23 protein-coding genes are annotated in these 23204 nt (G+C 58.6%); 10 read left to right on the forward strand and 13 right to left on the reverse strand.

All coding sequences use genetic code 11. The annotated features are described in order from the left end of the window. Positions 1 to 51: 51 nt before the first annotated feature. From ACR0C5_RS10610 to ACR0C5_RS10640, 7 genes are all read right to left on the reverse strand, one after another. Positions 52 to 2469, reverse strand: a complete 2418-nt coding sequence (locus tag ACR0C5_RS10610) for an aerobic carbon-monoxide dehydrogenase large subunit (RefSeq protein ID WP_480876394.1) — start codon at positions 2467 to 2469, stop codon at positions 52 to 54. Continuing rightward, on the reverse strand, positions 2466 to 2960 hold the full coding sequence (locus ACR0C5_RS10615; protein ID WP_170771236.1) for a (2Fe-2S)-binding protein: 495 nt from the start codon (positions 2958 to 2960) through the stop codon (positions 2466 to 2468). Before ACR0C5_RS10615 ends, ACR0C5_RS10610 begins: the two co-directional genes overlap by 4 nt. Before the next feature lie 14 nt (positions 2961 to 2974). Further along, on the reverse strand, positions 2975 to 3808 hold the full coding sequence (locus ACR0C5_RS10620; protein WP_170771238.1) for an FAD binding domain-containing protein: 834 nt from the start codon (positions 3806 to 3808) through the stop codon (positions 2975 to 2977). 140 nt (positions 3809 to 3948) lie between these two features. Continuing rightward, a complete protein-coding gene (locus ACR0C5_RS10625; RefSeq protein WP_170771578.1) occupies positions 3949 to 5034 on the reverse strand; it encodes an MHYT domain-containing protein in 1086 nt (361 codons plus the stop codon). Positions 5035 to 5222: 188 nt separating this feature from the next. Next, positions 5223 to 6227, reverse strand: a complete 1005-nt coding sequence (locus ACR0C5_RS10630; protein ID WP_480876395.1) for an ABC transporter substrate-binding protein — start codon at positions 6225 to 6227, stop codon at positions 5223 to 5225. Then, positions 6206 to 7573: a sensor histidine kinase gene (locus ACR0C5_RS10635; RefSeq protein ID WP_480876397.1), complete on the reverse strand. Its 1368-nt coding sequence runs from the start codon at positions 7571 to 7573 to the stop codon at positions 6206 to 6208. Before ACR0C5_RS10635 ends, ACR0C5_RS10630 begins: the two co-directional genes overlap by 22 nt. After that, positions 7563 to 8231 carry a response regulator transcription factor gene (locus tag ACR0C5_RS10640; RefSeq protein WP_170771245.1) on the reverse strand — a complete coding sequence of 223 codons (669 nt, stop codon included), beginning with the start codon at positions 8229 to 8231 and terminating at the stop codon, positions 7563 to 7565. Before ACR0C5_RS10640 ends, ACR0C5_RS10635 begins: the two co-directional genes overlap by 11 nt. A 108-nt stretch (positions 8232 to 8339) precedes the next feature. Between ACR0C5_RS10640 and ACR0C5_RS10645 the strand changes: the two genes are divergently transcribed. From ACR0C5_RS10645 to ACR0C5_RS10665, 5 genes are all read left to right on the forward strand, one after another. Beyond that, positions 8340 to 9320, forward strand: coding sequence for a Bug family tripartite tricarboxylate transporter substrate binding protein (locus tag ACR0C5_RS10645; protein ID WP_170355568.1), 981 nt, complete (start codon positions 8340 to 8342; stop codon positions 9318 to 9320). A 66-nt stretch (positions 9321 to 9386) separates the two neighbouring features. Next, positions 9387 to 9869 carry a tripartite tricarboxylate transporter TctB family protein gene (locus tag ACR0C5_RS10650; protein ID WP_170771248.1) on the forward strand — a complete coding sequence of 161 codons (483 nt, stop codon included), beginning with the start codon at positions 9387 to 9389 and terminating at the stop codon, positions 9867 to 9869. A gap of 1 nt (position 9870) precedes the next feature. After that, on the forward strand, positions 9871 to 11382 hold the full coding sequence (locus tag ACR0C5_RS10655) for a tripartite tricarboxylate transporter permease (RefSeq protein WP_170355570.1): 1512 nt from the start codon (positions 9871 to 9873) through the stop codon (positions 11380 to 11382). Then, the gene (locus ACR0C5_RS10660) at positions 11372 to 12559 is read left to right on the forward strand and encodes a CaiB/BaiF CoA transferase family protein (protein WP_480876400.1); all 1188 of its coding nucleotides are present in this window, start codon (positions 11372 to 11374) and stop codon (positions 12557 to 12559) included. The genes ACR0C5_RS10655 and ACR0C5_RS10660 overlap by 11 nt, the downstream gene beginning before the upstream one ends. Further along, on the forward strand, positions 12556 to 13329 hold the full coding sequence (locus tag ACR0C5_RS10665; protein WP_480876402.1) for a citryl-CoA lyase: 774 nt from the start codon (positions 12556 to 12558) through the stop codon (positions 13327 to 13329). The genes ACR0C5_RS10660 and ACR0C5_RS10665 overlap by 4 nt, the downstream gene beginning before the upstream one ends. Before the next feature lie 39 nt (positions 13330 to 13368). Here the strand turns inward: ACR0C5_RS10665 and ACR0C5_RS10670 are convergent, their stop codons facing one another. The 3 genes from ACR0C5_RS10670 to ACR0C5_RS10680 are packed head-to-tail and all read right to left on the reverse strand — an operon-like array spanning position 13369 to position 16876. Further along, the gene (locus ACR0C5_RS10670; protein WP_480876404.1) at positions 13369 to 14865 is read right to left on the reverse strand and encodes a heme biosynthesis HemY N-terminal domain-containing protein; all 1497 of its coding nucleotides are present in this window, start codon (positions 14863 to 14865) and stop codon (positions 13369 to 13371) included. A 10-nt stretch (positions 14866 to 14875) separates the two neighbouring features. Beyond that, positions 14876 to 16096: a COG4223 family protein gene (locus tag ACR0C5_RS10675; protein ID WP_480876406.1), complete on the reverse strand. Its 1221-nt coding sequence runs from the start codon at positions 16094 to 16096 to the stop codon at positions 14876 to 14878. A 54-nt stretch (positions 16097 to 16150) separates the two neighbouring features. Beyond that, positions 16151 to 16876 carry a uroporphyrinogen-III synthase gene (locus ACR0C5_RS10680; protein WP_480876408.1) on the reverse strand — a complete coding sequence of 242 codons (726 nt, stop codon included), beginning with the start codon at positions 16874 to 16876 and terminating at the stop codon, positions 16151 to 16153. An 85-nt stretch (positions 16877 to 16961) separates the two neighbouring features. On the opposite strand from ACR0C5_RS10680, the gene tsaD reads away from it, so the two are divergent. From tsaD to ACR0C5_RS10700, 4 genes are read left to right on the forward strand one after another with little or no spacing between them, the layout of a single operon-like run. After that, entirely contained in the window at positions 16962 to 18056 is a 1095-nt protein-coding gene (gene tsaD / locus ACR0C5_RS10685; RefSeq protein ID WP_480876410.1) for a tRNA (adenosine(37)-N6)-threonylcarbamoyltransferase complex transferase subunit TsaD, read from the forward strand. Next, a complete protein-coding gene (locus ACR0C5_RS10690) occupies positions 18053 to 19009 on the forward strand; it encodes an NAD(P)H-dependent glycerol-3-phosphate dehydrogenase (RefSeq protein WP_480876412.1) in 957 nt (318 codons plus the stop codon). Before tsaD ends, ACR0C5_RS10690 begins: the two co-directional genes overlap by 4 nt. Before the next feature lies 1 nt (position 19010). After that, entirely contained in the window at positions 19011 to 19280 is a 270-nt protein-coding gene (locus ACR0C5_RS10695) for a YciI family protein (RefSeq protein WP_170771262.1), read from the forward strand. Then, the gene (locus tag ACR0C5_RS10700) at positions 19280 to 19702 is read left to right on the forward strand and encodes an EVE domain-containing protein (protein ID WP_170771264.1); all 423 of its coding nucleotides are present in this window, start codon (positions 19280 to 19282) and stop codon (positions 19700 to 19702) included. Before ACR0C5_RS10695 ends, ACR0C5_RS10700 begins: the two co-directional genes overlap by 1 nt. Positions 19703 to 19906: 204 nt before the next feature. On the opposite strand, the gene ACR0C5_RS10705 is transcribed toward ACR0C5_RS10700, so the two are convergent. Then, on the reverse strand, positions 19907 to 20248 hold the full coding sequence (locus ACR0C5_RS10705; protein WP_170771266.1) for a DUF2853 family protein: 342 nt from the start codon (positions 20246 to 20248) through the stop codon (positions 19907 to 19909). 124 nt (positions 20249 to 20372) lie between these two features. Beyond that, a complete protein-coding gene (locus tag ACR0C5_RS10710) occupies positions 20373 to 21248 on the reverse strand; it encodes a LysR family transcriptional regulator (protein WP_170790178.1) in 876 nt (291 codons plus the stop codon). Positions 21249 to 21340: 92 nt separating this feature from the next. On the opposite strand from ACR0C5_RS10710, the gene ACR0C5_RS10715 reads away from it, so the two are divergent. Further along, the gene (locus ACR0C5_RS10715; protein ID WP_214646791.1) at positions 21341 to 22417 is read left to right on the forward strand and encodes an L-dopachrome tautomerase-related protein; all 1077 of its coding nucleotides are present in this window, start codon (positions 21341 to 21343) and stop codon (positions 22415 to 22417) included. 32 nt (positions 22418 to 22449) lie between these two features. On the opposite strand, the gene ACR0C5_RS10720 is transcribed toward ACR0C5_RS10715, so the two are convergent. Then, entirely contained in the window at positions 22450 to 23196 is a 747-nt protein-coding gene (locus ACR0C5_RS10720; protein WP_480876415.1) for an extensin-like domain-containing protein, read from the reverse strand. Positions 23197 to 23204: the final 8 nt, after the last annotated feature.

Here is a 23204-nt window from a genome sequence, read left to right on the forward strand (position 1 = left end):
GGGCAGAGCCCCCTTGCTTAGTCGGACCGGCTCAGGCCGGTCCGAACCCATTCACCCGTGCATCCCCAACCCATTTGCGATCTTCCAGATCCGCCAATGATCATGCGGCATATGGCTCTGCACCAACCCAAAGGGCCGGAACGCATCATGCACCGCGTTCGAAAAACAGGGCACACCACCCACATTGGGGCTTTCCCCAACACCCTTCGCGCCAATCGGATGGTGCGGGGACGGCGTCACCGTATAGTCGGTGATATAGTTCGGCGTCTCCCACGCGGTCGGCAGGAAGAAGTCCATCAGCGTGCCGGTCTTCACATTGCCCATCTCGTCGTAGGCAATCTCCTGCCCCATCGCGATGGCCAACGCCTCGGTCACGCCGCCATGAACCTGCCCGTCGATGATCATCGGGTTGATCCGCGTGCCGCAATCGTCCAGCGCATAGAACTTGCGAACGTCCCACTCGCCGGTGTCGACGTCGATCTCCATGACGCAGATATAGGCCCCGAACGGGTAGGTCATATTCGGCGGGTCATAGTAGCTCACAGCCTCAAGACCTGGCTCCAAGCCAGGGATCGCCTGATTATAGGCAGCAAAGGCGATTTCCTTCATGGTCTTGAACCGCTCGGGCGCACCTTTGACCGCAAACCGGTCCACATCCCATTCAACATCGTCGTCGTGGACCTCCAGCAAATAGGCCGCAATCATCTGCGCCTTGGCACGGATTTTGCGCGCGGCCATTGCCGTTGCCGCACCTGCAACAGGCGTCGACCGAGACCCGTAAGTTCCCAGACCATACGGAGCGGTGTCGGTATCGCCTTCCTCCAGCGTGATGTCATCGGCAGGCAACCCGATCTCACTGGCAATGATCTGCGCAAAGGTCGTCGCGTGACCCTGACCCTGAGAGATTGTCCCCAGCCGAGCAATAGCGGACCCGGTCGGGTGGATGCGGATTTCGCAACTGTCGAACATGCCAAGCCCGAGGATATCGCAGTTCTTCACCGGTCCGGCCCCAACGATTTCCGTGAAATGCGTCAGACCAATGCCCAGCAGTTTGCGAGTCTTACCGGCTTTGAACTCCTCAACCCGCCGCGCCTGTTCGGCCCGCAGACCTTCGTAATCCACCGCTTTCAGCGCCTTGTCCCAAGCGGTGTGATAGTCGCCCGAGTCATATTCCCAGCCCAGTGCGGACTGATAGGGGAACTGATCGGCCTTGATGAAGTTGATCCGGCGCAGCTCGGCCGCGTCCATGTTCAGCTTGATGGCCAGAACCTCGATCATCCGTTCGATGAAATAGGCCGCCTCGGTCACACGGAAGGAACAGCGATAGGCTACCCCGCCCGGAGCCTTGTTGGTATAAACCCCATCCACGGCCAGATAAGCGGTCGGTATGTCATAGGACCCGGTACAGATGTTCATGAACCCCGCCGGGAACTTGGTTGGATCGGCACAGGCGTCAAACCCGCCGTGATCCGCCGTCGTGTGACACCACAGACCAGTGATCTTACCGTCCTTCGTTGCCGCGATTTTGCCCTGCATCCAGTAGTCGCGGGCAAAGGCGGTGGACATCAGATTCTCCATCCGGTCCTCGACCCACTTCACCGGCTTGCCGGTCACGATGGACGCCACGACCGAACAGACATAGCCCGCATAGGCCCCAACTTTGTTACCAAAGCCGCCACCGATATCGGGGCTGATCACGCGAATATTGTGCTCGGCAATGCCCGAGATCAGCGACACCACCGTACGGATCGCGTGCGGGGCTTGGAACGTACCGTAGAGAGTCAGCTTGCCGGTCACCTTGTCCATGCTGGCCACGGACCCGCAGGTCTCAAGCGGACACGGATGGGTCCGGTGGTAATAGACCATCTCTTCAGCCACCACATCGGCCTCGGCCAGAATAGCCTCGGTCGCGTCTTTGTCGCCCTGTTCCCAGGTGAAGATGTGGTTGTGATGCTTGCGCGGCCCGTGCGCACCTTCGGTCTGACCCTCAAGGTCTTCACGCAGGACCACATCGGATTTCAGCGCCTCGAACGGGTCGGTCAGAACAGGAAGTTCCTCGTATTCAACCTCGACCAGTTCCGCAGCATCCGCCGCGATATAGCGATCCTCGGCCACAACGAAAGCGACCTCCTGACCTTGGAACAGCACTTTGCCATCGGCCAGCACCATCTGTTTATCGCCTGCCAGTGTCGGCATCCAATGCAGGCCCAGCGGCGACAAGTCTTCGGCAGTCAGAACAGCGATCACGCCGGGCAGCGCCAGCGCGGCCTCTTTGTTCACGCTGACAACGCGGGCATGTGCGTAGGGGGAGCGCACAAAGTCGCCGAACAGCATGCCGTCCAGCTTGATGTCGTCGACATAGTTGCCCTTGCCTTGGGTAAAGCGCACATCCTCGACGCGTTTGCGCGAGCTGCCCATACCTTTGAGGTTGGCGGCGCGTTCTGCGGGGGTTAGTGTCTGATCGTTCATTCCGCCGCTTCCTTCTGTGCATTGAGCATGTCAGCCGAGGCCGAGATGGCCTTGACGATGTTCTGATAGCCAGTGCAACGGCAGAGGTTCCCAGCCATACCGAAACGAATTTCTTCCTCGGACGGATTCGGGTTTTCCTGCAATAGGCGATGCGCGCGGGTGATCATGCCCGGCGTGCAGAAACCGCATTGCAGGCCGTGGTGTTCGCGGAACATCTCCTGCAATACGCCAAGGCTGCCATCGTCGTTGGTAAGTCCTTCGACTGTTGTGATATCGGCGCCGTTCACCTGCGCCACGAAGGTGGTGCAGGACTTGACGGACTTGCCATCGATATCAACGGTGCAAGCGCCGCAGTGGCTGGTTTCGCACCCGATGTGAGGGCCGGTGATTTTCAGATCTTCCCGCAGGAAGTGGATCAACAGCGTGCGTGGCTCGGCCAGACCTTCGACCTCTTTGCCGTTCACGGTGAGTTTGACGTGCATTTTTGACATGGGTTCTCCTCCCCTCAACCCGCGCGGTTTTGGGCGCGGTCGATGGCGCGGCGCAGCATGACGCCTGCCACATGTTTCTTGAATTCGACGGGGCCGCGATTGTCGGCCACGGGCTCGATCGCATCCAGCATCGCGGCAACGCAGCCATTCACATCGCCATCTGCCAGTGCAGCACTTGCGCTTTCGGACCACACAGGCGTGTCAGCCAGATTGGTCATCGCGACCGAGGCCGTTCCGTTACCCACCATCACAGCAGCCGCAGCCGTGGCATAGTCGCCAATCTTGCGCTTTTGCTTTTCATACGCCTGACCGACTCCCGCGCTGGGCACCGGGATCGAGATACGGGTCAGGATTTCCTCATCCTCGCGGGCGGTGAAATACGCGGCCTCGTAAAACTCACGCGCGGCGACGCTGCGATTGCCATCGGGACCGGACAGATCAAACGTGGCATTCAGACATTGCATCAACCCCGGCATGTCATTGCCCGGATCCCCATTGGCCACATTTCCACCCACAGTGCCCACATAGCGCACCTGCGGATCAGCGATCTGCAATGCGGCCTCGCGGATCAGCGGAATGGCAGCGGCAAGGCCGTCATGAGTGATCAACTCGTGCTGCGTGACCATCGCACCCAAGGTGACGGTGTCGGACCCGACCTCAATGCCCTTGAGTTCTTCAATGGCCTGAAGATCGACCAGATGGCCCATCTCGGCCATGCGCAGCTTCATCATCGGGATCAGGCTGTGCCCGCCCGCGATCACGCGCGCCTCGTCTCCGTGTTCTTGTAGAATGCCGATGGCCGAGGCGATGTCGCCTGGCCGGTGATACTCAAAACCGGCTGGTATCATAATTTTCCTCCCTGGGTCCGAAGCAATATGCCTTGGGGTACCTGCACTCAGAAAAGAACGGTCACATCAGGGGTTCCAGCCAAGGGGAACGGGGCGCGTAGCTTGTTTCACGAAACGCGAATAGGCTGCACGAGTTGCGATCAGAGACCCAGCGCGTCGCGAATGTCGGACAGGCGCGACCGGCTGACCGGCACCTTAGTCAACGCATCCACACCGTCGAAATAACACGTGCCATTGTCCTTGTGACGTTCGAACCCCGAGACATGTTTGGGGTTCACCAGATAGCTGCGATGGGCACGCAAAAAGCCATCGGGGATCAGGCGGGTTTCGGCCTCGGTTATGGACCAGGGGCAAAACAATTTCTCGGCCCCGATATAAAGAACGGTGTAATGCCCCTCGGCCCGGATTGCGGCGATCTCGGTCGGGGCGGCGAAAAAGGTCTGGCCCTCGCGCTCAAACGGGATGCCCGCCCGCAGAGTCGCGGGTTCGGGGCTGAGTGGAGCAGGCTCCACAACTGCGGCAGGTTCAAGAAAGCTAACGCCGGTCAATAGGAATGCACCGCAGATCAAGAACACGGCCACCGTCACACCCATCGCCAGCACCTGATTGTTAAGCGCCGGACCGGCCCCCCCCGCGCTGTCGCTGGCCGTGAAATCCGTCAGGCCGGTGGCCACAAAATGCATGGTAAATACGGCCAGACCGAAACAGGCCGTTCCCAGCAAGATGTTACGCTGCGTGCGGTTGTCATAGGCCACCCAGATCGCCACGACCGACAGCACGACCGAGGCCAGCGTCGACAACAGCACGTCCCACGCGTTGTAGACCGGGCGACACAGTTCCATCCCAGCCATTCCGATATAGTGCATCACCACGATGCCCAGCCCGACGATCACGCCTGCGCCAATGATCGTCTGCACCGAACGTGGCCGGAAATGCAACAACAGTAGCGCCAGCCCGACCATCAGGATCGCCACAAGGGCCGAGATCAGCGTGATCAGCGCGTCATAGTAGAACAGGATTGGCAGTTGCAGCCCCAGCATGGCCACGAAATGCATCGACCAGATGCCGCCGCCCAGAACCACCGCTGCCAGCGCCACTATGATCTTGCGCTTCTGGTCGTCCAGCTTGGACGCGCCATGGGTCAGGTAAAGGCCGGTAAAGCCTGCCATCAGCGCCACGGCCAGTGAGGCCGCCACAAGCCAGGCGTTATGCGAATAGTCCAGCATCTTGGTCTGCACGCCCTCCCCGACGCGAGGGCGACGTTAGCAAACGGATTTGATTGGGACAATTGGCTGTAGACGGCGAATATCAGTTTACTGGCCCACTATTGTGGCCATCTCCATATAGGTTGGGTTTCGCTGACCGCCCCGACACTGAACCAATCGCTACCGACGTAAAGCTAGTGGTCCTTTTGCTATTGAATGACCGCGTTTTCCCACGCTGACAGGAACTTTTTTCGCTTTAGGTCATCCAAAAATGTCAACAGTGACGGGTTTAATCCTATTGTTTCTCGGTCTGTTGCGCCGTTCTGCAACACCAGTGGAGGAAGCGAAGACGGGCTGTCCTGTGCTACTGGCTTTTCAGTAATCAAGTAGTTGATAAACGCTTCGGCTGCGTCCAGCTCCTGCGTTTCTTCAGACACTAACGCTGTCCGCATCATCGTTGTTTGAAAATCTGTCGGAAAAATCACTTCAAGCGCATCCTTGCGCTCGGCGCGGATAGCTGCGTAACTTCCAAGGACATTATAGGCTACCAGAATTTTTCCATCTGCCAGATCGTTTATCATTTCTCCCGAACAGCAATACAGTCGCACATCCAGACCACCCATGACCTCCATTAGCCGCCAATAGGTTTCCGAGGCGCGCGCATCTTGCGTAGCGAAAAGATAACCCAACCCGGATTCACGTACATCGTATGTGCCAACCTTGCCGCGAAATTCCTCCGGTCGCTCGCGCAGCGCCTCGATCAAACTCTGCCGGGTGTGAGGAATGTCCTGACCTTCAAACGCTTCGCGATTGATGACGATAGCAGCAGGTTCGGTCGTGAATGCAAACAAGCTGTGGTGCCACTGCGTCCAGTGCGGAGCCTCGATATCCTTAAGCGCCAGCGCATAGCCATCATTCGCCAACTTCAGTTGCAGATCCATTGCGCTGGATACCACAATGTCGAAAGCGTCCGGCGACGCGCGAACGCGTCGGTCGATATCCGCCGTGCCCGAAACGAAGTATTCGACACTTATTGAGGGATTGCGCGCAACAAAGCCTTCTATCAATGGCGCGAAGAGAACTGTGTCCGTGCTCGAGATGATACGTAGGTGCGCGCCTTCTGCGCCATCATTGAAAACCAACTGGTCTTCCCAATCCTGCGCCCAAAGAAAACAGGGGAACGCAAGAAAAACTAAAGTGACAAGACTACGCATGCTCCCCCCGTAGGCTTATTATTCAAAACCAAGGTTCCGCCATGGGCCGTCGCCACATCCTGGGCGATGGTCAAACCCAAACCTGATCCAATCGTCCCAGCTGCATTCTTGCCTCGTTCGAACCTGCGCGTCAGCTGTTCAATCTCTTCTGCTGGAAAGCCCGGGCCCGAGTCGCTCACTTTGACTGCAACTTCAGGTGTGGCGGTAACTTCGATCTCGACCACGCTGTCAGCAGGCGCGTATTTTAGTGCATTGTCGATCATGTTGCGGACTGCATTCTGAATCAGAATGGGGTCGCCGGAATAGAGAACCTCAGTATCGCCTCTCAGAGAAAGCGAAAGTTCCTTCATTTCCGCAATCGGCGTCAAACGCTGTACAAGTTCCCGGATCAGTTCAACTAAATCGACATCTTCCCTCTCAAGATGATCGGCGCGGAAGGTGATCATGGCATGATCCAATAACTGTCCCGCAGCGCGCGAACTTTCATCTATCGCCCGAACCATCGCACGGAGCGCCTCTCGGTTTTCTTTCTTTTCAACTCTATGCAGAGTTGCCTCGGCATAGGACCGTACAGTCGCCAACGGCGTGCGGACACGGTGGGCCGCTTCGGCAATAAAATCCTCTGACTGGCTGAGCGATTGATCCAAGCGCCCCATCAATGAGTTCAGGGACAAGACCAGCGGCGCCATTTCCCGGGGCACCGGCTTCTTGAAGGGACTCAAATCCTGCGGCCCCCGTCTTGTGACCGAGGTTGTCAGTCGGTTTAGTTGGCCGATAGTGGTCGATGTGATCCAGAAAGAAAGCGCGGCAGTCAAAAGAAAGAAGCCAAGACCCAGAAATGCGGCATTGCGCGAAATCTGGTCCAAAGTCTGCGAAAGCGCATCCTGCGTCTGACCCAGCACGATTGCAATTTCCGTCTGCCTCCCCAACCCGACAAGCGTTCGACTTGCGCTGACCTGGCGAATGCGTTCCCCACGCAGTTCGCCCGACGTGAATAACCAATCACTTTGTCCGGACGCCCCTGCCAAAAGAAGATCTTCGTATCCCGATAAAAACGCACCGTCCTGATAAATGGCATAAAACACCCGGTCATCTGACGGGGTGGTCAACATCGAAAAGGCCGCGTAGGGAATATCCACTTCAAGCACCCCGTCCCTCAGCGCGGCGGCATCAAGAATTGATGTAACGGATGCTTCGAGGATGTTGTCCTGTCCCTGCTGCGCTACCTGAGCCGCATAGTTCCTGACTGCAAGGAACAACAAGACTGCCAGAACCGCCGCGCCACCAATCAAGGCCAGCACTAGCCTGTTGCGCAGTGACCCGGAAACGGTTGGATTAGCGGTCATGATCCAGCCTGTATCCCAGACCGCGCAAGGTCGTTATCTTTAAGTCCGACTTTTCAAGATGTTTGCGGAGCCGCCCCACATAGACCTCGATCGCGTTGTCCGAAACGCTGTCGTCGTAAGAGAACAACCGGTCGGCCAGCTTCTGTTTCGAGAATACATGACCAGGCGCGCTGATGAATAACTCCATCATGCGCAGTTCCCGATTTCGCAGCGAAAGCGTTTCTCCGGCCACGGTCAAATGTCCGGCCACCGGATCAAACACGACACCGCCGATCTCGATCGTGGACTTCGCGCTGCCGGATTTACGCCGCAGAACCGCGCGACAACGGGCCTCAAGCTCGGCATGATCAAACGGTTTGGTCACGTAGTCATCCGCCCCCAGATCAAGTGAACCGATTCGATCCGAAACCTGACTGCGCGCGGTTAAAACGATCACGGGTGTATCCAGTCGACTTGCCCGGTGCCGTTTCAGAAAGTCTCGCCCGTCCCCATCAGGAAGCATGATATCCAGCAGGATCAGGTCATATTCTTCGGTTTCGACAAAGGCGGTTGCGTCCTCCAAATTCGCTGCGTGATCAATGACATGACCGTCCAGTCGCATGCGCGAACTGACCGCGTTCGCGAGGTCCAGGTTGTCTTCGACAAGTAGAAATTTCATCAGGCTTTTTCAGTATTTTGCCGCGTGACAGGTTGATGTCAGGTTGGTGTGTTTTTGTACCATCCAATCTGAGCCGCCATGCGGCCGGTTGTCAAACGGGAGGAAATCATGACAACGATTAAACTGGGCCGTCGCGCCCTAATCGCAGCTGTGGCCGCAATCGGCCTGACCGGCCCGACGTTGGCCGAAGATCAAGTCGTGGACAGCATCCACTTTCTGATCCCCGGTGGTGCCGGTGGCGGTTGGGACGGAACTGCCCGCGGCACGGGTGAAGCCCTTACGAATGCGGGTCTTGTTGGCACTGCATCCTATGAGAACATGTCAGGTGGTGGCGGCGGTAAGGCCATCGGCTTTCTGATTGAAAACGCTGACAGCAATCACGGTACATTGATGGTGAACTCAACTCCCATCGTGATCCGTTCGCTGACCGGTGTTTTCCCGCATAACTTCCGCGACCTGACTCTGGTTTCAGGCACCATTGGTGACTATGCGGCGATCGTCGTAGGCAAAGACAGCCCGATCAACTCGATGGACGATCTGTTGGCAGCTTTTGACGCTGATCCCTCGGCCACAGCAATTGGTGGTGGCTCGGTACCGGGCGGCATGGATCACTTGGTTGCAGCCATGGTCATGGAAGCCGCTGGAAAAGACGCTCTGGGCGTGAAGTACATTCCGTATGACGCAGGCGGTAAAGCCATGGCGGCGCTTCTGTCCGGTGAAATCGCGGCTCTGTCGACCGGTTTCTCAGAAGCAGTTGACCTGTCGAACGCGGGCGAAGTCAAAATCATCGGCGTCACATCGGAAGAACGCGTCGACGCTGCTCCTGATGCGATGACCATGAAGGAACAGGGTATTGATACCACCTTCGTCAACTGGCGCGGTTTCTTCGCAGCACCCGGCCTGCCGGAAGACAAGCTGGCGGCATATCAAGACGCAATCGCCAAGATGTACGACACTCCTGAATGGGAAGAAGTTCGGGCGCGTAACGGTTGGGTCAACATCCACAACTCGGGAGCTGACTTCCAGACGTTCCTTGAGCAGCAGGAACAGCAGATCGGTGATCTGATGAAGAAGCTGGGCTTCCTCTAACTAAAAATCGGCAGAGCGGACCGCCGCTCTGCCTTCCCCAAATACAACAAAAAAGGAGGGGGCATCATGGCGTTGGATCGCTGGATCGCGCTCGTTCTGCTGGGTGTTTGTTTAACATATGGCTACGCCGCCTGGTTCACGATGGACGGTAGCCTCCCCCCCTTCATGCAAAGAAATCCCATCTGGCCAAGCACCTTCCCCAAAGTGCTGTCCATTCTGGGTATCATCACGACGACAATTATCCTGCTGGGCTTTGAAAAGTCTGAGATCAAGGAAGCCGACATCGATTATCGCCGGCTGGGTGATTACCATCTGGATCAGGCGCTGATGCTGCTGGCTTTGATGGTGATCTACGCTTTGTGCCTGCGTCCTGTTGGTTTCCTGATTTCGACGTCGGCATTCCTGATCCTTGGCTCTTTCATTCTGGGTGAGCGCAAGTGGCACATCATGCTGCCTGTTGCCTTCATCGCTACTGGGGCCGTCTGGTATCTGGTTCAGGAAGTTCTTGGCATTTACATGCGCCCGCTGCCGGGCATTTTCGGAGGCTGATATGCTTGAAGGACTTCTGATCGGCCTGCAAACGGCATTCTCAATCCAAAACCTTCTGATGGTCATCGCTGGGTGTCTGATCGGCACATTCATCGGGATGTTGCCTGGTCTTGGACCGATGTCGATCATCGCCATCATGATCCCGGTTGCAATCTCGATGGGCGACCCATCCGCCGCACTGATCCTTTTGGCTGGGGTGTACTACGGAGCGATCTTTGGCGGTTCCACGTCATCCATCTTGCTGAACGCGCCGGGCGTCGCCGGTACGGTGGCCTCAAGTTTTGATGGCTATCCGATGGCCCGCCAAGGCAAGGCTGGGAAAGCACTGACAATCGCCGCAATCGCCAGTTTCGCAGGCGGTACGCTGGGTGCCGTCCTGCTTATGGTGTTTGCACCGGCTTTGTCTTCTGTTGCGCTGCTGTTCCACTCGGCCGAGTATTTCGCCCTTATGGTCGTTGGTCTTTCAGCCATCGCTGCCTTCGCCGGAAGCGGTCAAGTCGCCAAGGCCGTCATCATGACAGTCCTTGGACTGATCATGGCAACTGTCGGTGAGGGCGCGTTGTTCAACCTGCCTCGGTTCACCATGGGAATCATGGACCTGCAATCGGGCTTCGGCTTCATCACACTGGCCATGGCCATGTTTGCCTTGCCCGAGGCGCTGTTTCTGGTCCTGAAGCCAAAAGATCTTAAAGGTGATGATGGCGAGATCAAAGACCTGCGCATCACCAAGGAAGAAGCCAAGGCAATTGCACCAGTTGTGGGACGGCAGTCCGTACAAGGTTTCTTCATCGGCGTTCTTCCTGGCGCCGGTGCGACGATCGCCAGTTTCCTCGGCTACGCCGTTGAACGCAACATCGCTCCGAAAGAGGAACAAGAAGAATTTGGCAAAGGCTCGATCAAGGGTCTGGCAGCCCCGGAAACAGCAAACAACGCGGCCTGCACCGGATCATTTGTTCCACTGCTGACTTTGGGCATTCCAGGTTCCGGCACAACGGCGATCCTGCTGGGCGCGCTAATCGCTTTGAACGTGACACCCGGTCCGCGTCTGATGCTGGATGAGCCTCAGATCTTCTGGGCTGTGATCATGTCCATGTTTATCGGAAACCTTGTCCTGTTGATCCTGAACCTGCCGCTGATCCCCTACATCGCAAAGGTACTATCCGTTCCGCGCAACTACTTGATACCGTTCATTCTGTTCTTTACGTTGATGGGCGCTTACATCGGACAGAACAATGCAACGGAGCTGTTGATCCTTGTTGGGTTCGGCGTCTGTGCCACGGCTTTGAAATTTGCCGATTATCCGCTGGCCCCGCTTCTGATCGGGTTCATCCTTGGCGGAATGATGGAAGACAACTTTGCAAGGTCCATGCAGCTCTATGACGGAATCGGGTTTATCTGGGAACGCCCCATGACGCTGGGCCTGCTGGTCATCGCCGCGCTGCTGGTGCTGCTGCCCAGCTATCGCGCGCGCCGCGCACGGGCACGGGCTGCCGGTATCGCCGATGGCGACTGAGCCTCTGGCAGGAATACGGGTTCTTGACCTGACGAACGTTCTGGCGGGCCCGTATTGCTGCTATCAGCTTGCCTTGATGGGGGCCGAGGTGATCAAGGTCGAACGGCCTGAGGGCGGCGACCTTGCTCGGGTGTTGGGGGCAGACCCAGACCGCAACAAGGCCGGGATGGGCATCAGTTTTCTCGCCCAGAACGCGGATAAGAAATCCGTCACGCTGGATATGAAGCCCGCAAAGGGCAAAGACTTGCTGAAGAAGCTGGTTCAAACCGCCGACGTGCTGGTCGAAAATTTCCGGCCCGGTGTAATGGACCGGCTTGGCCTTGGATATGACGTTCTGCGCGCTGAAAATGCGAACCTGATCTATTGTGCAATCAGCGGTTTTGGGCAGGACGGTCCTCGCAAAAAAGACCCGGCCTACGACCAAATCGTTCAGGGTATCAGCGGTGTCATGTCGATCACCGGAGCAGCCGATACAGCGCCCTGTCGCGTCGGCTACCCGCTGGCCGATACCGTCGGAGGGCTAACAGCCGCTTTTGCGATCAGTGCGGCCCTGAACGCCAGACCACGCGGCACGTTTCTGGATATCGCAATGTCCGAGGCGGTGATCTCCACCATGGGCTGGGTGGTGTCGAACTACCTGATCGGGGATGTCACACCGGCAGCGCATGGCAACGAAAACACCACGTCCGCCCCGTCAGGAACCTTTGCCACTGCGGACAACCCGATCAATATCGCGGCCAATCGTGACGAACAATGGCAGGCGCTTGCTCGACACCTTGGACGGGAAGATTTGCTGGGCAACCCTGACTATGCCTCGCGTGAAGATCGCAAGAGGAACCGCCATAACCTTAGGGACGATCTTGAAGCCACGCTACGCACCCGACCCTCCCGGGAATGGGTTCGCGAGTTGAACGCGATTGGCGTTCCGACCGGGCAGGTGATGACCGTGCCCGAAGCGCTGGCCGACGAACAGCTTACAGGCCGCGGATTGATTGGATCTTTGCCGTCCCACAGCGAGGAGCTGAAACTGACCGGCAGCCCTGTTGTGATGGATGGTCAACGCAGAATGCCCCGGACCGCCCCGCCGGACTTGGGGGCAGATAATGCTGTGATCTGGTCTGAGCTTGGTCTGAGCCACGATGAAATAAATGCGTTGACGAAGGAGGGGATCATATGAGCGATGTCGCTGACTGGTGGTCAACATCCATCATCGACATGGAACCCGGACGAATAGACCTGCGGGGCACACCTATTCAGGACCTTATCGGCAACCTTGGTTTCGCGGAAATGATCTGGTTCATGGTGCGCGGAGACAGGCCATCCGCCGCACAGTTGAAATTGTTCGAGGCCGCCTTAGTTGCTGCCGTGGATCACGGGCCACAAGCCCCTTCGATCGCTACGGCACGCATGGCAGTGACGTGCGGACTGCCTCTCAACAATGCCATAGCAAGCGCGGTGAACATGCTGGGCGACATCCACGGCGGTGCTGGCGAGCAAGCGGTGACCCTGTATCAGTTCGTCAACGCTCACCCATCCGCCGTTGGCCCGGCGCTGGATGACTGGATTGCGGCGCAAGGGAAAATTCTGCCCGGGTTCGGCCACCGCTTTCACAGCCCAACGGATCCACGCGCACCGCGTTTAATGAGCCTAGTGGATGAAGCGATTGAGGCAGGTGCCTGTGACGGGCGCTTCAAATCTGTCGCGATCGACATCGAAGGCGAATTGGCGCAGCGCAAAGGCAAACCCGTTCCGATGAATATCGACGGAGCCACAGCGGTGATCTATGCCGAGCTTGGTTTTGACGCGCCATTGGCGCGTGGCCTGTTTTGCCTGTCCCGTTCTGTCGGCATTCTTGCACATGCGTGGGAACAGTCTCAGCAGGGTGGCCGAAACAAGGGACCGACCCCGCCAAAGTATCGCTGGACGTACTTGCCCAGCGACACGTAAGTGGCATCAAGGTTCTAAAGTGTCCGTTGATCCGAGTCCTCAGACCTTCTCTTCGATCGCAGGCTCGACATCGGGGCGCACGGGTTCGGCCTCCATTTCGATCACGTCGGGCGCAACTTCTTCTTCTGGCTCTTCAACCTCCGGCTCGACCTTGTCTTCAAGCGCGCCAACGATCAGGGGCAGCATGTGAACACCGGTCGCCGAGGCGATCTCGGGCGTTTGCGGGGTTTGCCAGCTCAGCGTGTCAAAGCTGTGGCAGTTCTGACAGACCGGCGCCCATTCGGGCTGGATATCATGGCAGTTGTCGCAGACCCATTGCGGCCCGCGCGGGGCGTTCAACGCTTTGGCCAGCCATCCCTGCACCACCGCGTCCGAGGCGCCCTCGCCCCGTTCAATCGCCGCCATCAGCGTATAGGCACGGGCATCGGTTTGTTTTTCGACCACATCGCCCAGCGCACGGCGAGCTTCGGGGAAATCCTCGGCCACGATATTCAACTCGGCCAGGATCAGGCGCGTTTCAGGGTTTTCCGGGTGGATACGGGTCAGGGCGGTGAACCGCTTGATCCGCGCATCCGGCGTTTCATCCGGCGCGATTTCCGCAAAGGCATGAGCCAGATCGGGATGCGGCTGCACCTCCCACGCTTTTTTCAGGATCTTGGTCGCGGCGCGCGGCTTGCCCTTTTCGATATAGGCCCGCGCGGCCATCGCAGCGGCAGGAACCAGATCAGGCGACAAGCGGTTGGCCTCGATCGCGTGTTCTTGCTGTTCGACCGTGGCACCTTCTTCCAGAATGCCCTTGGCTTCGGACAGAGCCAGCACTGCATCACGGCGTTTGAACACGTCGCGCGGCAGATGACCAGCCTTGAGCTTGGCCGTTAGAGTCGAACGCGCGCCTGCCCAATCCTGCGACTTGGTTTGCAGCCCCAACAGGATGTCTTGTGTTTCGGCGTGGCGCGGTTTGATTGCCAGCGCCTTTTCGGCCAGCTTCCGGGCGGTATCGTCATCACCCTCGGCCAGTTTCTGCTTCAAGATACCACGCACGCCCACAAACCGGGTGGCGTTGTTCGTCACCAGTTTCTTATAGGTATCCGAGGCTTTCTTGGTGTCACCATTCATCTCGGCCGCCTGTGCCACCAGCAGATTGGTTAGTTCAGGCTTGTTCAGCAGTTTTTCCGCCTTGGCGGCTTTGGACATGGCAATCCGCCCCTCGCCCGAGGCCAGCGCCATAAGCCCATCGGCCAACGCCTGATAGCCACGCTGCTCGCGGCTGCGGTCGAAATAACGCGACAGGGCCGTTTCATCACCGTTGAGAAATTTCAGCGTAGCGACCAGCAGGGTCAGCAATTTGAAGAAAAGCCAGATCGCAAGGACCAGCACACCCAGAGCAATGACCGATTGCAACGGCCCTAACGTGTATTCCGTGCCGCCAGCGGTGATCTGAATACCACCGCTGCTTTCCATCAGGAACCCGGCCCCAACGGCCAGCAGGCCGACAATGGCAACAAAAACTAGGATTTTTAACAGTGACCACAGCATGGCAGGTCCTTCAGTTCGAGTTCGCGCCAGAGGAAAGCGCATCTGCGGCATCCACGGCAGAAACCCGTGCCTGCGCCGCCTGTTCCCATTCGGCCAACGCGGCACGGGCCGCATCAGGCAGGGATTGAATTTCGCTCAACGCCCCCGCGACGTCACCACCTGACAGCGCCGCCTGCGCGCGCGACAGGATCGCATCGGGATCGTCACCATCCTGCGGCGTCACAGAACGCGCTCCAGTCTGACGTTGGAGGAAAGCGACAATCCCCGTTCCCTTATCCGCGTCACGCGCATCAGCCAAAGCAGCGCGCGCCGCAGGTGCAAAGGTTTCATTCAGGGTTGCAACTGCCGCCACGCCTTTATCTGCCGACGCCGACAAAGCATCGGGAATATCAACCCCTCCGGCCGACAGTTCGGACAACAAATCGTCATAGGGTTGGCCCGCATTCAACTGACCGTGCAGTTTTGACAAAATCGCGGCATTGGCCGCTGCCAGTGCCTCCGCCGAGGCTTTCATTTCAAGCGCCTGCGCGTCCGAAACCATCTTTTCAACCTCAGCCCGTTGCGCAGCCAGCGAGTCTTGCAGCTTTTTCAACTCGGCCTCAAAAGCAGCTGTCGCCTCGGGCGTAGCGCCTTGGGTCAGGGCCCCGCTTTCCAAATCGGTCAGCCGTTTGGTCAACGGGTCGATCTGCCCGGCCAGGCCATCAAGGCTGGATTTCACCCCATCAAGATCCGCCGTGATCGGCGCAATCTGCCCAGTCAACGCGTCGATCTTTGCCGATACATCCGGCGCATCTGCCAGAGATTTGGTCAAAGCTTCGATCTGGTTGGCCTGATCGGCCAGCTTGGCCTCGAGCGTGGCTACAGCATCTGTGTCACCGCTACCGAACATACCCGCGCTTGCCGCCGCAAAACCAATCGCTGCGGCGACGGCCCCACCGATCACAGCGGGCATAAAGCCGCTCTGTTTTTCCGCCTTACGATCAGCCATCTTTTCCTTGAAGCGTTCAAGGGTGGCTTCGGCTTCGGCTTCGGCTTCGGCTTCGGCTTCGGCTTCGGCTTCGGCTTCGGCTTCGGCTTCGGCTTCGGCTTCGGCTTCGGCTTCGGAAGGGGCCTCGTCTAGCGCTGCGACCTCGTCAACCGATGCTTCGTCAGATACGGAAACAGCATCGACCGCCTCCTCCACCTTGGGGTCATCCACCGGTTTTTGATCGGACTTCTTCTTACCAGCCACCGCAATATTCCCCTTATCGAATCCGAAATGCTTGGAACAACAGACCCAGTTAAGTTAGTCGGTGGCCACGTCGCCCTCAACCCGCAACGCATGTTTCACAAGTTTTTTAACGGCCTTACGCATTTTCTTTGGTGTCGGCTCTTTCGCGACCTTCAACCGCGCATAGGGCAAAGAATAAAGGGGTTCGGCGGTGGCCTGGCTGATGGCAGCCACCCAAAGCGGGGCAGAACCGCGCCAGATGTCGGCAAAATGTCGCGCCGTTCTGGGCGAAAATATCGGAGCCAAAACAGCGGATTTGCCGTTTGCTGCGGCAGTCGCCTCCGGTGTCAGCGGTAGCAGGTTTTGCTGGTAAACGGGCTGTTCGCGCACGGTCAGGCCGGATTCGGTCAGCCGCTCGGCAATATTGCCCCGGCTGTGCTCGCCGCGCAGGTGCAGTAGCGGACTGAGCGGGCGGGTTTGCAAAAGGGCTGCGATTAACTCCTCGGCGGTCTGGCCCAACAATTGCGCGTCCCATCCGACGCCCTTGGCCGTCCCGGTTGTCGCCGGTCCGACGCAAAAAGCCGGCAGCGACCGATCAACCCCCATTGAGGCCGCCGCGTTCACCGCATTGGCCGAGGTAAAGATCAGACCCTGCACGCCGCGCATATCCGTGCTCACCGGCAGGGGTTTGATTTCCAGAATCGGGGAATAGATGACCTGCACCCGAGACCTGACGCGGGTCGGAAGCTGCGCGACGAACCTTTCAGAGGCCGCGCGCGGGCGGGTCATCAACAAATACAACGTTCGGCGCCTTGGGCCTTGGGATTGTTTGCATCCGCGCAGGGTGATACCCCGCTTGGCAACCAAGGTGTAACGGATCAGGCTAATGGTGCAAACACTTACTGTCCTCGGGTTGGAAAGCAGCTGTGACGACACAGCCGCCGCCGTTGTGCGCCATGGCGAAAACGGGGCCGAGGTTTTGTCGTCTGTCGTGCATGGCCAAACCGAGCTGCATAGCGCCTTTGGCGGCGTCGTGCCCGAGATTGCCGCCCGTGCCCATGCCGAGAAGCTGGATACCTGCGTCGTGCAGGCACTGGCGGATGCCGGGCTGGGCCTGTCCGACATGGATGCCGTCGCAGTCACCGCTGGGCCGGGCCTGATCGGAGGCGTCATGTCCGGCGTCATGTGCGCAAAGGGGATCAGTGCGGCAACCGGGTTGCCTTTGATCGGGGTGAACCATCTGGCAGGCCACGCGCTGACGCCGCGCCTGACCGACGGGATCGCATTTCCTTACCTAATGCTGCTGGTTTCGGGCGGGCATTGCCAATACCTGATCGCCCACGGGCCGGACCGCTTTACCCGTTTGGGCGGCACGATCGACGACGCGCCGGGTGAGGCGTTCGACAAAACCGCCCGCCTGTTGGGACTGCCGCAACCGGGTGGCCCTTCGGTAGAAACCGAGGCCCGCGCAGGTGATCCCAAACGGTTCCGCTTTCCGCGGCCTTTGTTGGACCGCCCCGGATGTGATCTGTCTTTTTCGGGCCTGAAGACTGCACTGATGCGGATGCGCGATCAGGTCGTGGCCGAGAAAGGTGGGCTGACCCGTCAGGACCGCGCCGACCTTTGCGCCGTATTTCAGCAAGCCATCGTGGATACACTGGCCGAGAAAACCCGCCGCGCGATGGATCTGTATTTGGACGAAAACCCCGCGGAGCCGGTGATTGCCGTGGCCGGAGGCGTCGCAGCAAATTCAGCCATTCGCTTCGCGTTAGAGGCTGTTTGTGTTGAGAAAGGCGCGCGTTTCACCGCACCGCCACTGGCCCTGTGCACCGACAACGCCGCCATGATCGCCTATGCAGGGATCGAGCGGTTTCGCACCGGCGCGCGCGACGGGTTGGACCTGACCGCGCGACCCCGCTGGCCCCTGGACCAGACCAGCCCCACCATGCTGGGCAGCGGCAAGAAAGGGGCCAAGGCATGAGCGTGTCCGTTCTGGGTTCGGGCGCGTTTGGCACAGCGCTGGCGATCTCATTGGCGGGGAACGGGCCGGTGACGCTGTGGGCGCGGGACTCGGAACAGGCGCGGGCGATGCTCACTACGCGTGAAAACGCGGCACGACTGCCGGGTGTGGCTTTGCCAGATGCGATCACTGTAACCTCTGACATCACGCAGGCTGCGGAAAGCCAGATATTGCTGGTCTCGGTTCCGATGCAGAAACTGCGTGGCGCGTTAGAGGATCACGCCGAGGTTCTGACCGGGAAAACGCTGGTGGCTTGCTGCAAGGGGATTGAACTGTCCACAGGGCTGGGTCCGATCTCGGTCATCCGCCAGACCATTCCCGACGCGCGCCCTGCCCTGCTGACCGGCCCGAGCTTTGCCGATGATATCGCACGCGGATTGCCCACCGCGCTGACGCTGGCCTGCGCTGAGGATGCGCATGAGCTACAGCATGACCTGACCACGGCGAACCTGCGCCTGTACCGCACCACAGATCTGATCGGGGCGGAACTGGGCGGCGCGTTGAAAAACGTCATGGCCATCGCTTGCGGAGCAGCGATCGGAGCCGGTTTGGGCGACAGCGCCCGCGCTGCGCTGATGACGCGGGGATTTGCTGAAATGCAGCGTTTTGCCCTGATGCGTGGCGCGCGGTCCGAGACCTTGATGGGCCTGTCTGGACTGGGCGATCTGGTATTGACCTGCTCATCTGAACTGTCCAGAAATTACCGATTTGGCCTTTGTTTGGGTCGAAAACAGCCATTTGACAGTACCACCACGGTCGAAGGTGTCGCCACCGCCCGCGCGATGTCGGATATCGCGAAAGCCGAAGGTCTGGACATGCCCATCAGCGCCACGGTGGCGGATCTTAGCCAGGGCACCTACAGTGTCATGCAAGCCATCGAAACCCTGCTCAACAGACCCCTGAAGGAGGAATAATATGCTCATCGCTCTGATCGCCCGTGACAAGGACGGCGCATTGCAAACCCGGCTGGACAATCGCGCCGACCACCTGGCTTACATCGAAGAAACCGGTGTCGTTGCACAGGCTGGACCCCTGTTGGATGGCGACGCAATGATAGGCTCGCTGATCATCCTTGAGGTGGAAGACATGGCTGCCGCCCAAAGCTGGGCTGACAATGATCCCTATGCCAAGGCGGGGTTGTTCCAGTCCGTCGATCTGATTGCCTGGAAGAAGGTCGTCGGCTGATGGCATATTGGCTGTTCAAGTCCGAACCCTCGACCTGGAGCTGGGACCAACAGGTCGCCAAAGGGGACGCAGGCGAGGAATGGGACGGCGTGCGCAACTATCAGGCGCGCAATTTCATGCGTCAGATGGAAGTGGGCGACCGGGGGTTCTTTTACCACTCGCAAAAGGACAAGGCGATCGTCGGCATTGTCGAGGTCTGCGCCGCCGCCCATCCCGACAGCACCACCGATGACGAACGCTGGGAATGTGTGGATATCAAAGCGGTTCGGCCCTTTGCAACGCCGGTCACGCTGGACCAGATCAAGGCCGACGAACGATTGGGCGCGATGGTGCTGGTCAAGAACTCGCGCCTGTCGGTTCAACCGGTCACAGATGCCGAATGGCAGGTGATCTGCGATCTGGGGCAGACCCCGGCCGAATAGTCGCAGGCAGAATAATAAAGGGAAGGTTCCGACGATGCAGAACCTTCCCTACCCCGCGTGCTCCCGACTCACCACACGCGTATAGAAATCTGTTGGTTCTGACCGTCCTGGTCACATCCAGACATTAGCCGTTTGCAGCCGCGCATACAAACACCAAGTACCTAAAATTGAAAACGCCCGTCACAGGGACGGGCGCGTTTGTCATCAGCCGTAGACCGACTCTTTGCCGAAATGCTTGGTCAGCATGTAGTAGACGACCGCGCGGTATTTGTTACGCTCGGACTGGCCATAGGTCTCCAGCACCGACTGAATTGCCTCGTCCAGCGCAGGGCCGTCCGACAGGCCCAGTTTCTTGATCAGGAAATTGTTCTTGACCGTCTCGATCTCACCGTCCTGCGTTGCCGCCACGGTCGAGGCATCTGCATCGTAAATCGCCGGGCCGCAGCCAATCGTGACCTTGGTCAACAGATCCATATCGGCATCCATACCGCATTTGGATTTCAGATCTTCGGCATATTTGGCGATCAACTCGTCGCGTTTTCCCATGAATAACTCTCCGGTAAGGCGGCAGGGCCGCTGTTGTGCGAAACCTTGAAACACGTGCAGGTAGGTTAATATGTCGGATGCAGGCCACAAAGGGGAAATTTAGCGGGTTTCCCCCCGCAGCGCTTTAATGGAAGGCGCGGCTTGCCAATTCCGAGAACGCCCGCACCTTGCGCCCGGCGGTGGCGCTGCCCGCATGCACGAAGGAAATCGGCGCATCGGGGGATCGCAGGCACCCGGGCAGAACCTCGATCAAAGCGCCGTTTTCCAGTTCACGTTGCACGGCCAACCGAGACTTAACGGCCAGTCCCAACCCCTGTACTGCCGCCTCGGTCAGCATGTCCGAGTTTGACACGGCAATGCCGCGCGGGATCGTGAATAATGTGGCGCTATGTCCGTCCGTTATATCCAGCCGCGTCTGCCACGGCAGGCATGCCCAGCGCATCACGCGCAGGTCCTCGACTGAACGCGGCATGCCATGCGTGTCGCAAAACGAGGGCGCAGCACAGATGATCCGGTCATTGTCGCTGAGCTTGCGCGCCTTTAGCGTGCTGTCAGCCAGCCGCCCCACCCGGATCGCGCAGTCTATCCCCTCATCCACCAGCGAGACATAGCGGTCAACGGCCAGAAACTCGACCGTCAGGTCCGGGTTTTCGGCCTGAAACGAGCTCATCACCGGCATAATAAAGCGCGACAGAATCCACGGGGAAAGCGTGACGCGCAGATGCCCACGCAATGCCCCGCTGCCGCTGCCGGCATCCAGTTCGGCCTCGCGCAGATCGGCCAAAAGCGGTTCGACCCGATCCAGAAAGATCAACCCCTCATCAGTCAGTTGTACTTTGCGGCTGTTGCGGTGAAAGAGTTTGAGGTTCAGAACCTCCTCAAGTTTCGTGATGCGATGGCTGACCGTCGCCGCCGAGATCCCCTGCGCCTTGGCCGCGGACCCGACGCCGCCGGTTTTTGCGACCGAGACAAAGGTCAGTAGGTCATTCACATGATACATTCGAAATTTCCTAACGCTGGTTTCAAGATTAAGCCAGTTATCGCGGAAAATTTCAAATGGTATCTGCTGGATCACGACCAGAGGAGGACCTGATGAAATCACTTTACGCAGCCACATGCGCGCTTGCGCTGGCCCTGCCCGCCGCAGCAGCCGAGTTGGAAACTTATCTTGAGTTTGAAAAGGCCATGCCTCCGGGCAATTTGGCCATTGGCCCAGATGGGCGCATGTTCATGTCGGTGCATGAATTCTACGGCCCTGAATTGCGCGTGGTTGAGGTGATGCCTGATGGCTCCACCAAGCCTTACCCGACCGAAGACTGGGCCCGCGCACCCAACGACGATGCGGATGGGTTGAACGGCGTTTTGGGCCTGCGTGCGGATCGAGATGGTATCCTTTGGATGCTGGATGGTCAGGGAGAAAACCAGACCGGGCGCGTCGTCGGCTGGGACACCAAAACCGAAACCTTGCACGCGATCCATTATATCGGTGCGCCTGTGGCGCGGCCGACCTCATTCCTGAATGATCTGGCTGTAGACCGCGATCACGGGGCTATCTATATCTCGGATACCGGTGACGGTCAGAACTCGGCCATTATCGTTGTTGATCTGGAGACCGGACGCGCGCGGCGCGTTCTGGAGGGGTCGCAATACACGATCCCCGAGGATACGCCGATGGTGATTGACGGGCGCGAGATCACGCTGGGCGGCAATCCGGCCAAGATTGGCATCAACCCGATCACAGTCGATCCGACCAACACATGGGTCTATTTCGCCCCAATGACGGCAAGTGCGATGTACCGCATCCCCACCGCCGCGCTGCTGGATGAAAGCCTGTCAGATGCCGATCTAGAGGCCAAGGTTGAACGCTATGGCGACAAGCCGATTTCGGATGGGTCGACCGTGGATACCGGCGGCAATGTCTATATCACTGCGATGACCGACAATGCGCTGGGCGTCACCAAGCCGGATGGCAGCTATGAAGTGCTGTTCCAGTCGGACGATGAATTGCCGTGGCCTGACGGATTTTCGATCGGTGCTGACGGGTATGTCTATGCCACGATTAACGAGCTGCACCGCTCGCCCGTACTGAACAATGGCGAGGATGCCTCGAAGGGTATCTACAAGATCGTTCGGTTCAAATCGCTGGCTGATGCGGTCAGCGGACGCTAAGCCAATCTCCGGCCCCGGTTCTCGGGGCCGGATTATCTGCAATAGCCCCAGCCCGGCCCCTGCAAATGGAAGTGGTCCGCGTGCAGCTTGTTGAAATTGGGGCTCAGCACCACCCGGAACCAATCACAAGCGCCCTGCCCGATCTGGCGTAGGAATTCGGATTCGGGCCCTTCAGTTGGCCAGTCGCGCAACAGGTTTAGTGTGCGTCCATCGGCCAGATCGACCCCCACGATATCAATGGAATCTGCAGTTGCATGACTGCTCCATCGGCTGTCCTGCCCCTGCGCGGTCCGCATCCGGCGGCAGTTATAGCTGCCCAGGTGCCGCAGAGCACGCGCCTCAGTACCCAAAATGTCCCACGCAGCAGGCTGAACCACGTGATGTTCCCACATGGCAAGACGCAGAGCTGTGGTACAGCGCGTTTCGACCCCTCGGACATCTGCGGTAACAACGCGCGACAGAAGGCCCCGTCCGCTGATCCCGCAATTCTGATCGACGACCAAATCCTCCATCTCAGCAAACGCCACTTCGTCCGCAGACAGTACCGCCTTGCATTGCGCCCCATCCGCCAAAGCACGGTTCAACTGAAACCGCGTAACCAGAGTAACCGGGGCCGTAATCGACAGATCGCGCAGGGGGTTCCAATGGTCAGGCAAGGGTGACTTCGGGTGTGTCACCAGAAGGAATCCGGCAGAGCCAACAAGAAATAGAAATACGATGATGGAAAAGAAAGACGCCGCCAGTTGCGTGAACCGGCGGCGTCCTGTGCGTTTCGTCATACCCGATC

The organism is Ruegeria sp. N8, from assembly GCF_056531325.1.

Coding starts and splice junctions, on each gene's coding strand:
- ACR0C5_RS10610 (WP_480876394.1), bottom strand. CDS start 2,469: ATGAACGATCAGACACTAACCCCCGCAGAACGCGCCGCCAACCTCAAA.
- ACR0C5_RS10615 (WP_170771236.1), bottom strand. CDS start 2,960: ATGTCAAAAATGCACGTCAAACTCACCGTGAACGGCAAAGAGGTCGAA.
- ACR0C5_RS10620 (WP_170771238.1), bottom strand. CDS start 3,808: ATGATACCAGCCGGTTTTGAGTATCACCGGCCAGGCGACATCGCCTCG.
- ACR0C5_RS10625 (WP_170771578.1), bottom strand. CDS start 5,034: ATGCTGGACTATTCGCATAACGCCTGGCTTGTGGCGGCCTCACTGGCC.
- ACR0C5_RS10630 (WP_480876395.1), bottom strand. CDS start 6,227: ATGCGTAGTCTTGTCACTTTAGTTTTTCTTGCGTTCCCCTGTTTTCTT.
- ACR0C5_RS10635 (WP_480876397.1), bottom strand. CDS start 7,573: ATGACCGCTAATCCAACCGTTTCCGGGTCACTGCGCAACAGGCTAGTG.
- ACR0C5_RS10640 (WP_170771245.1), bottom strand. CDS start 8,231: ATGAAATTTCTACTTGTCGAAGACAACCTGGACCTCGCGAACGCGGTC.
- ACR0C5_RS10645 (WP_170355568.1), top strand. CDS start 8,340: ATGACAACGATTAAACTGGGCCGTCGCGCCCTAATCGCAGCTGTGGCC.
- ACR0C5_RS10650 (WP_170771248.1), top strand. CDS start 9,387: ATGGCGTTGGATCGCTGGATCGCGCTCGTTCTGCTGGGTGTTTGTTTA.
- ACR0C5_RS10655 (WP_170355570.1), top strand. CDS start 9,871: ATGCTTGAAGGACTTCTGATCGGCCTGCAAACGGCATTCTCAATCCAA.
- ACR0C5_RS10660 (WP_480876400.1), top strand. CDS start 11,372: ATGGCGACTGAGCCTCTGGCAGGAATACGGGTTCTTGACCTGACGAAC.
- ACR0C5_RS10665 (WP_480876402.1), top strand. CDS start 12,556: ATGAGCGATGTCGCTGACTGGTGGTCAACATCCATCATCGACATGGAA.
- ACR0C5_RS10670 (WP_480876404.1), bottom strand. CDS start 14,865: ATGCTGTGGTCACTGTTAAAAATCCTAGTTTTTGTTGCCATTGTCGGC.
- tsaD (WP_480876410.1), top strand. CDS start 16,962: ATGGTGCAAACACTTACTGTCCTCGGGTTGGAAAGCAGCTGTGACGAC.
- ACR0C5_RS10690 (WP_480876412.1), top strand. CDS start 18,053: ATGAGCGTGTCCGTTCTGGGTTCGGGCGCGTTTGGCACAGCGCTGGCG.
- ACR0C5_RS10695 (WP_170771262.1), top strand. CDS start 19,011: ATGCTCATCGCTCTGATCGCCCGTGACAAGGACGGCGCATTGCAAACC.
- ACR0C5_RS10700 (WP_170771264.1), top strand. CDS start 19,280: ATGGCATATTGGCTGTTCAAGTCCGAACCCTCGACCTGGAGCTGGGAC.
- ACR0C5_RS10705 (WP_170771266.1), bottom strand. CDS start 20,248: ATGGGAAAACGCGACGAGTTGATCGCCAAATATGCCGAAGATCTGAAA.
- ACR0C5_RS10710 (WP_170790178.1), bottom strand. CDS start 21,248: ATGTATCATGTGAATGACCTACTGACCTTTGTCTCGGTCGCAAAAACC.
- ACR0C5_RS10715 (WP_214646791.1), top strand. CDS start 21,341: ATGAAATCACTTTACGCAGCCACATGCGCGCTTGCGCTGGCCCTGCCC.
- ACR0C5_RS10720 (WP_480876415.1), bottom strand. CDS start 23,196: ATGACGAAACGCACAGGACGCCGCCGGTTCACGCAACTGGCGGCGTCT.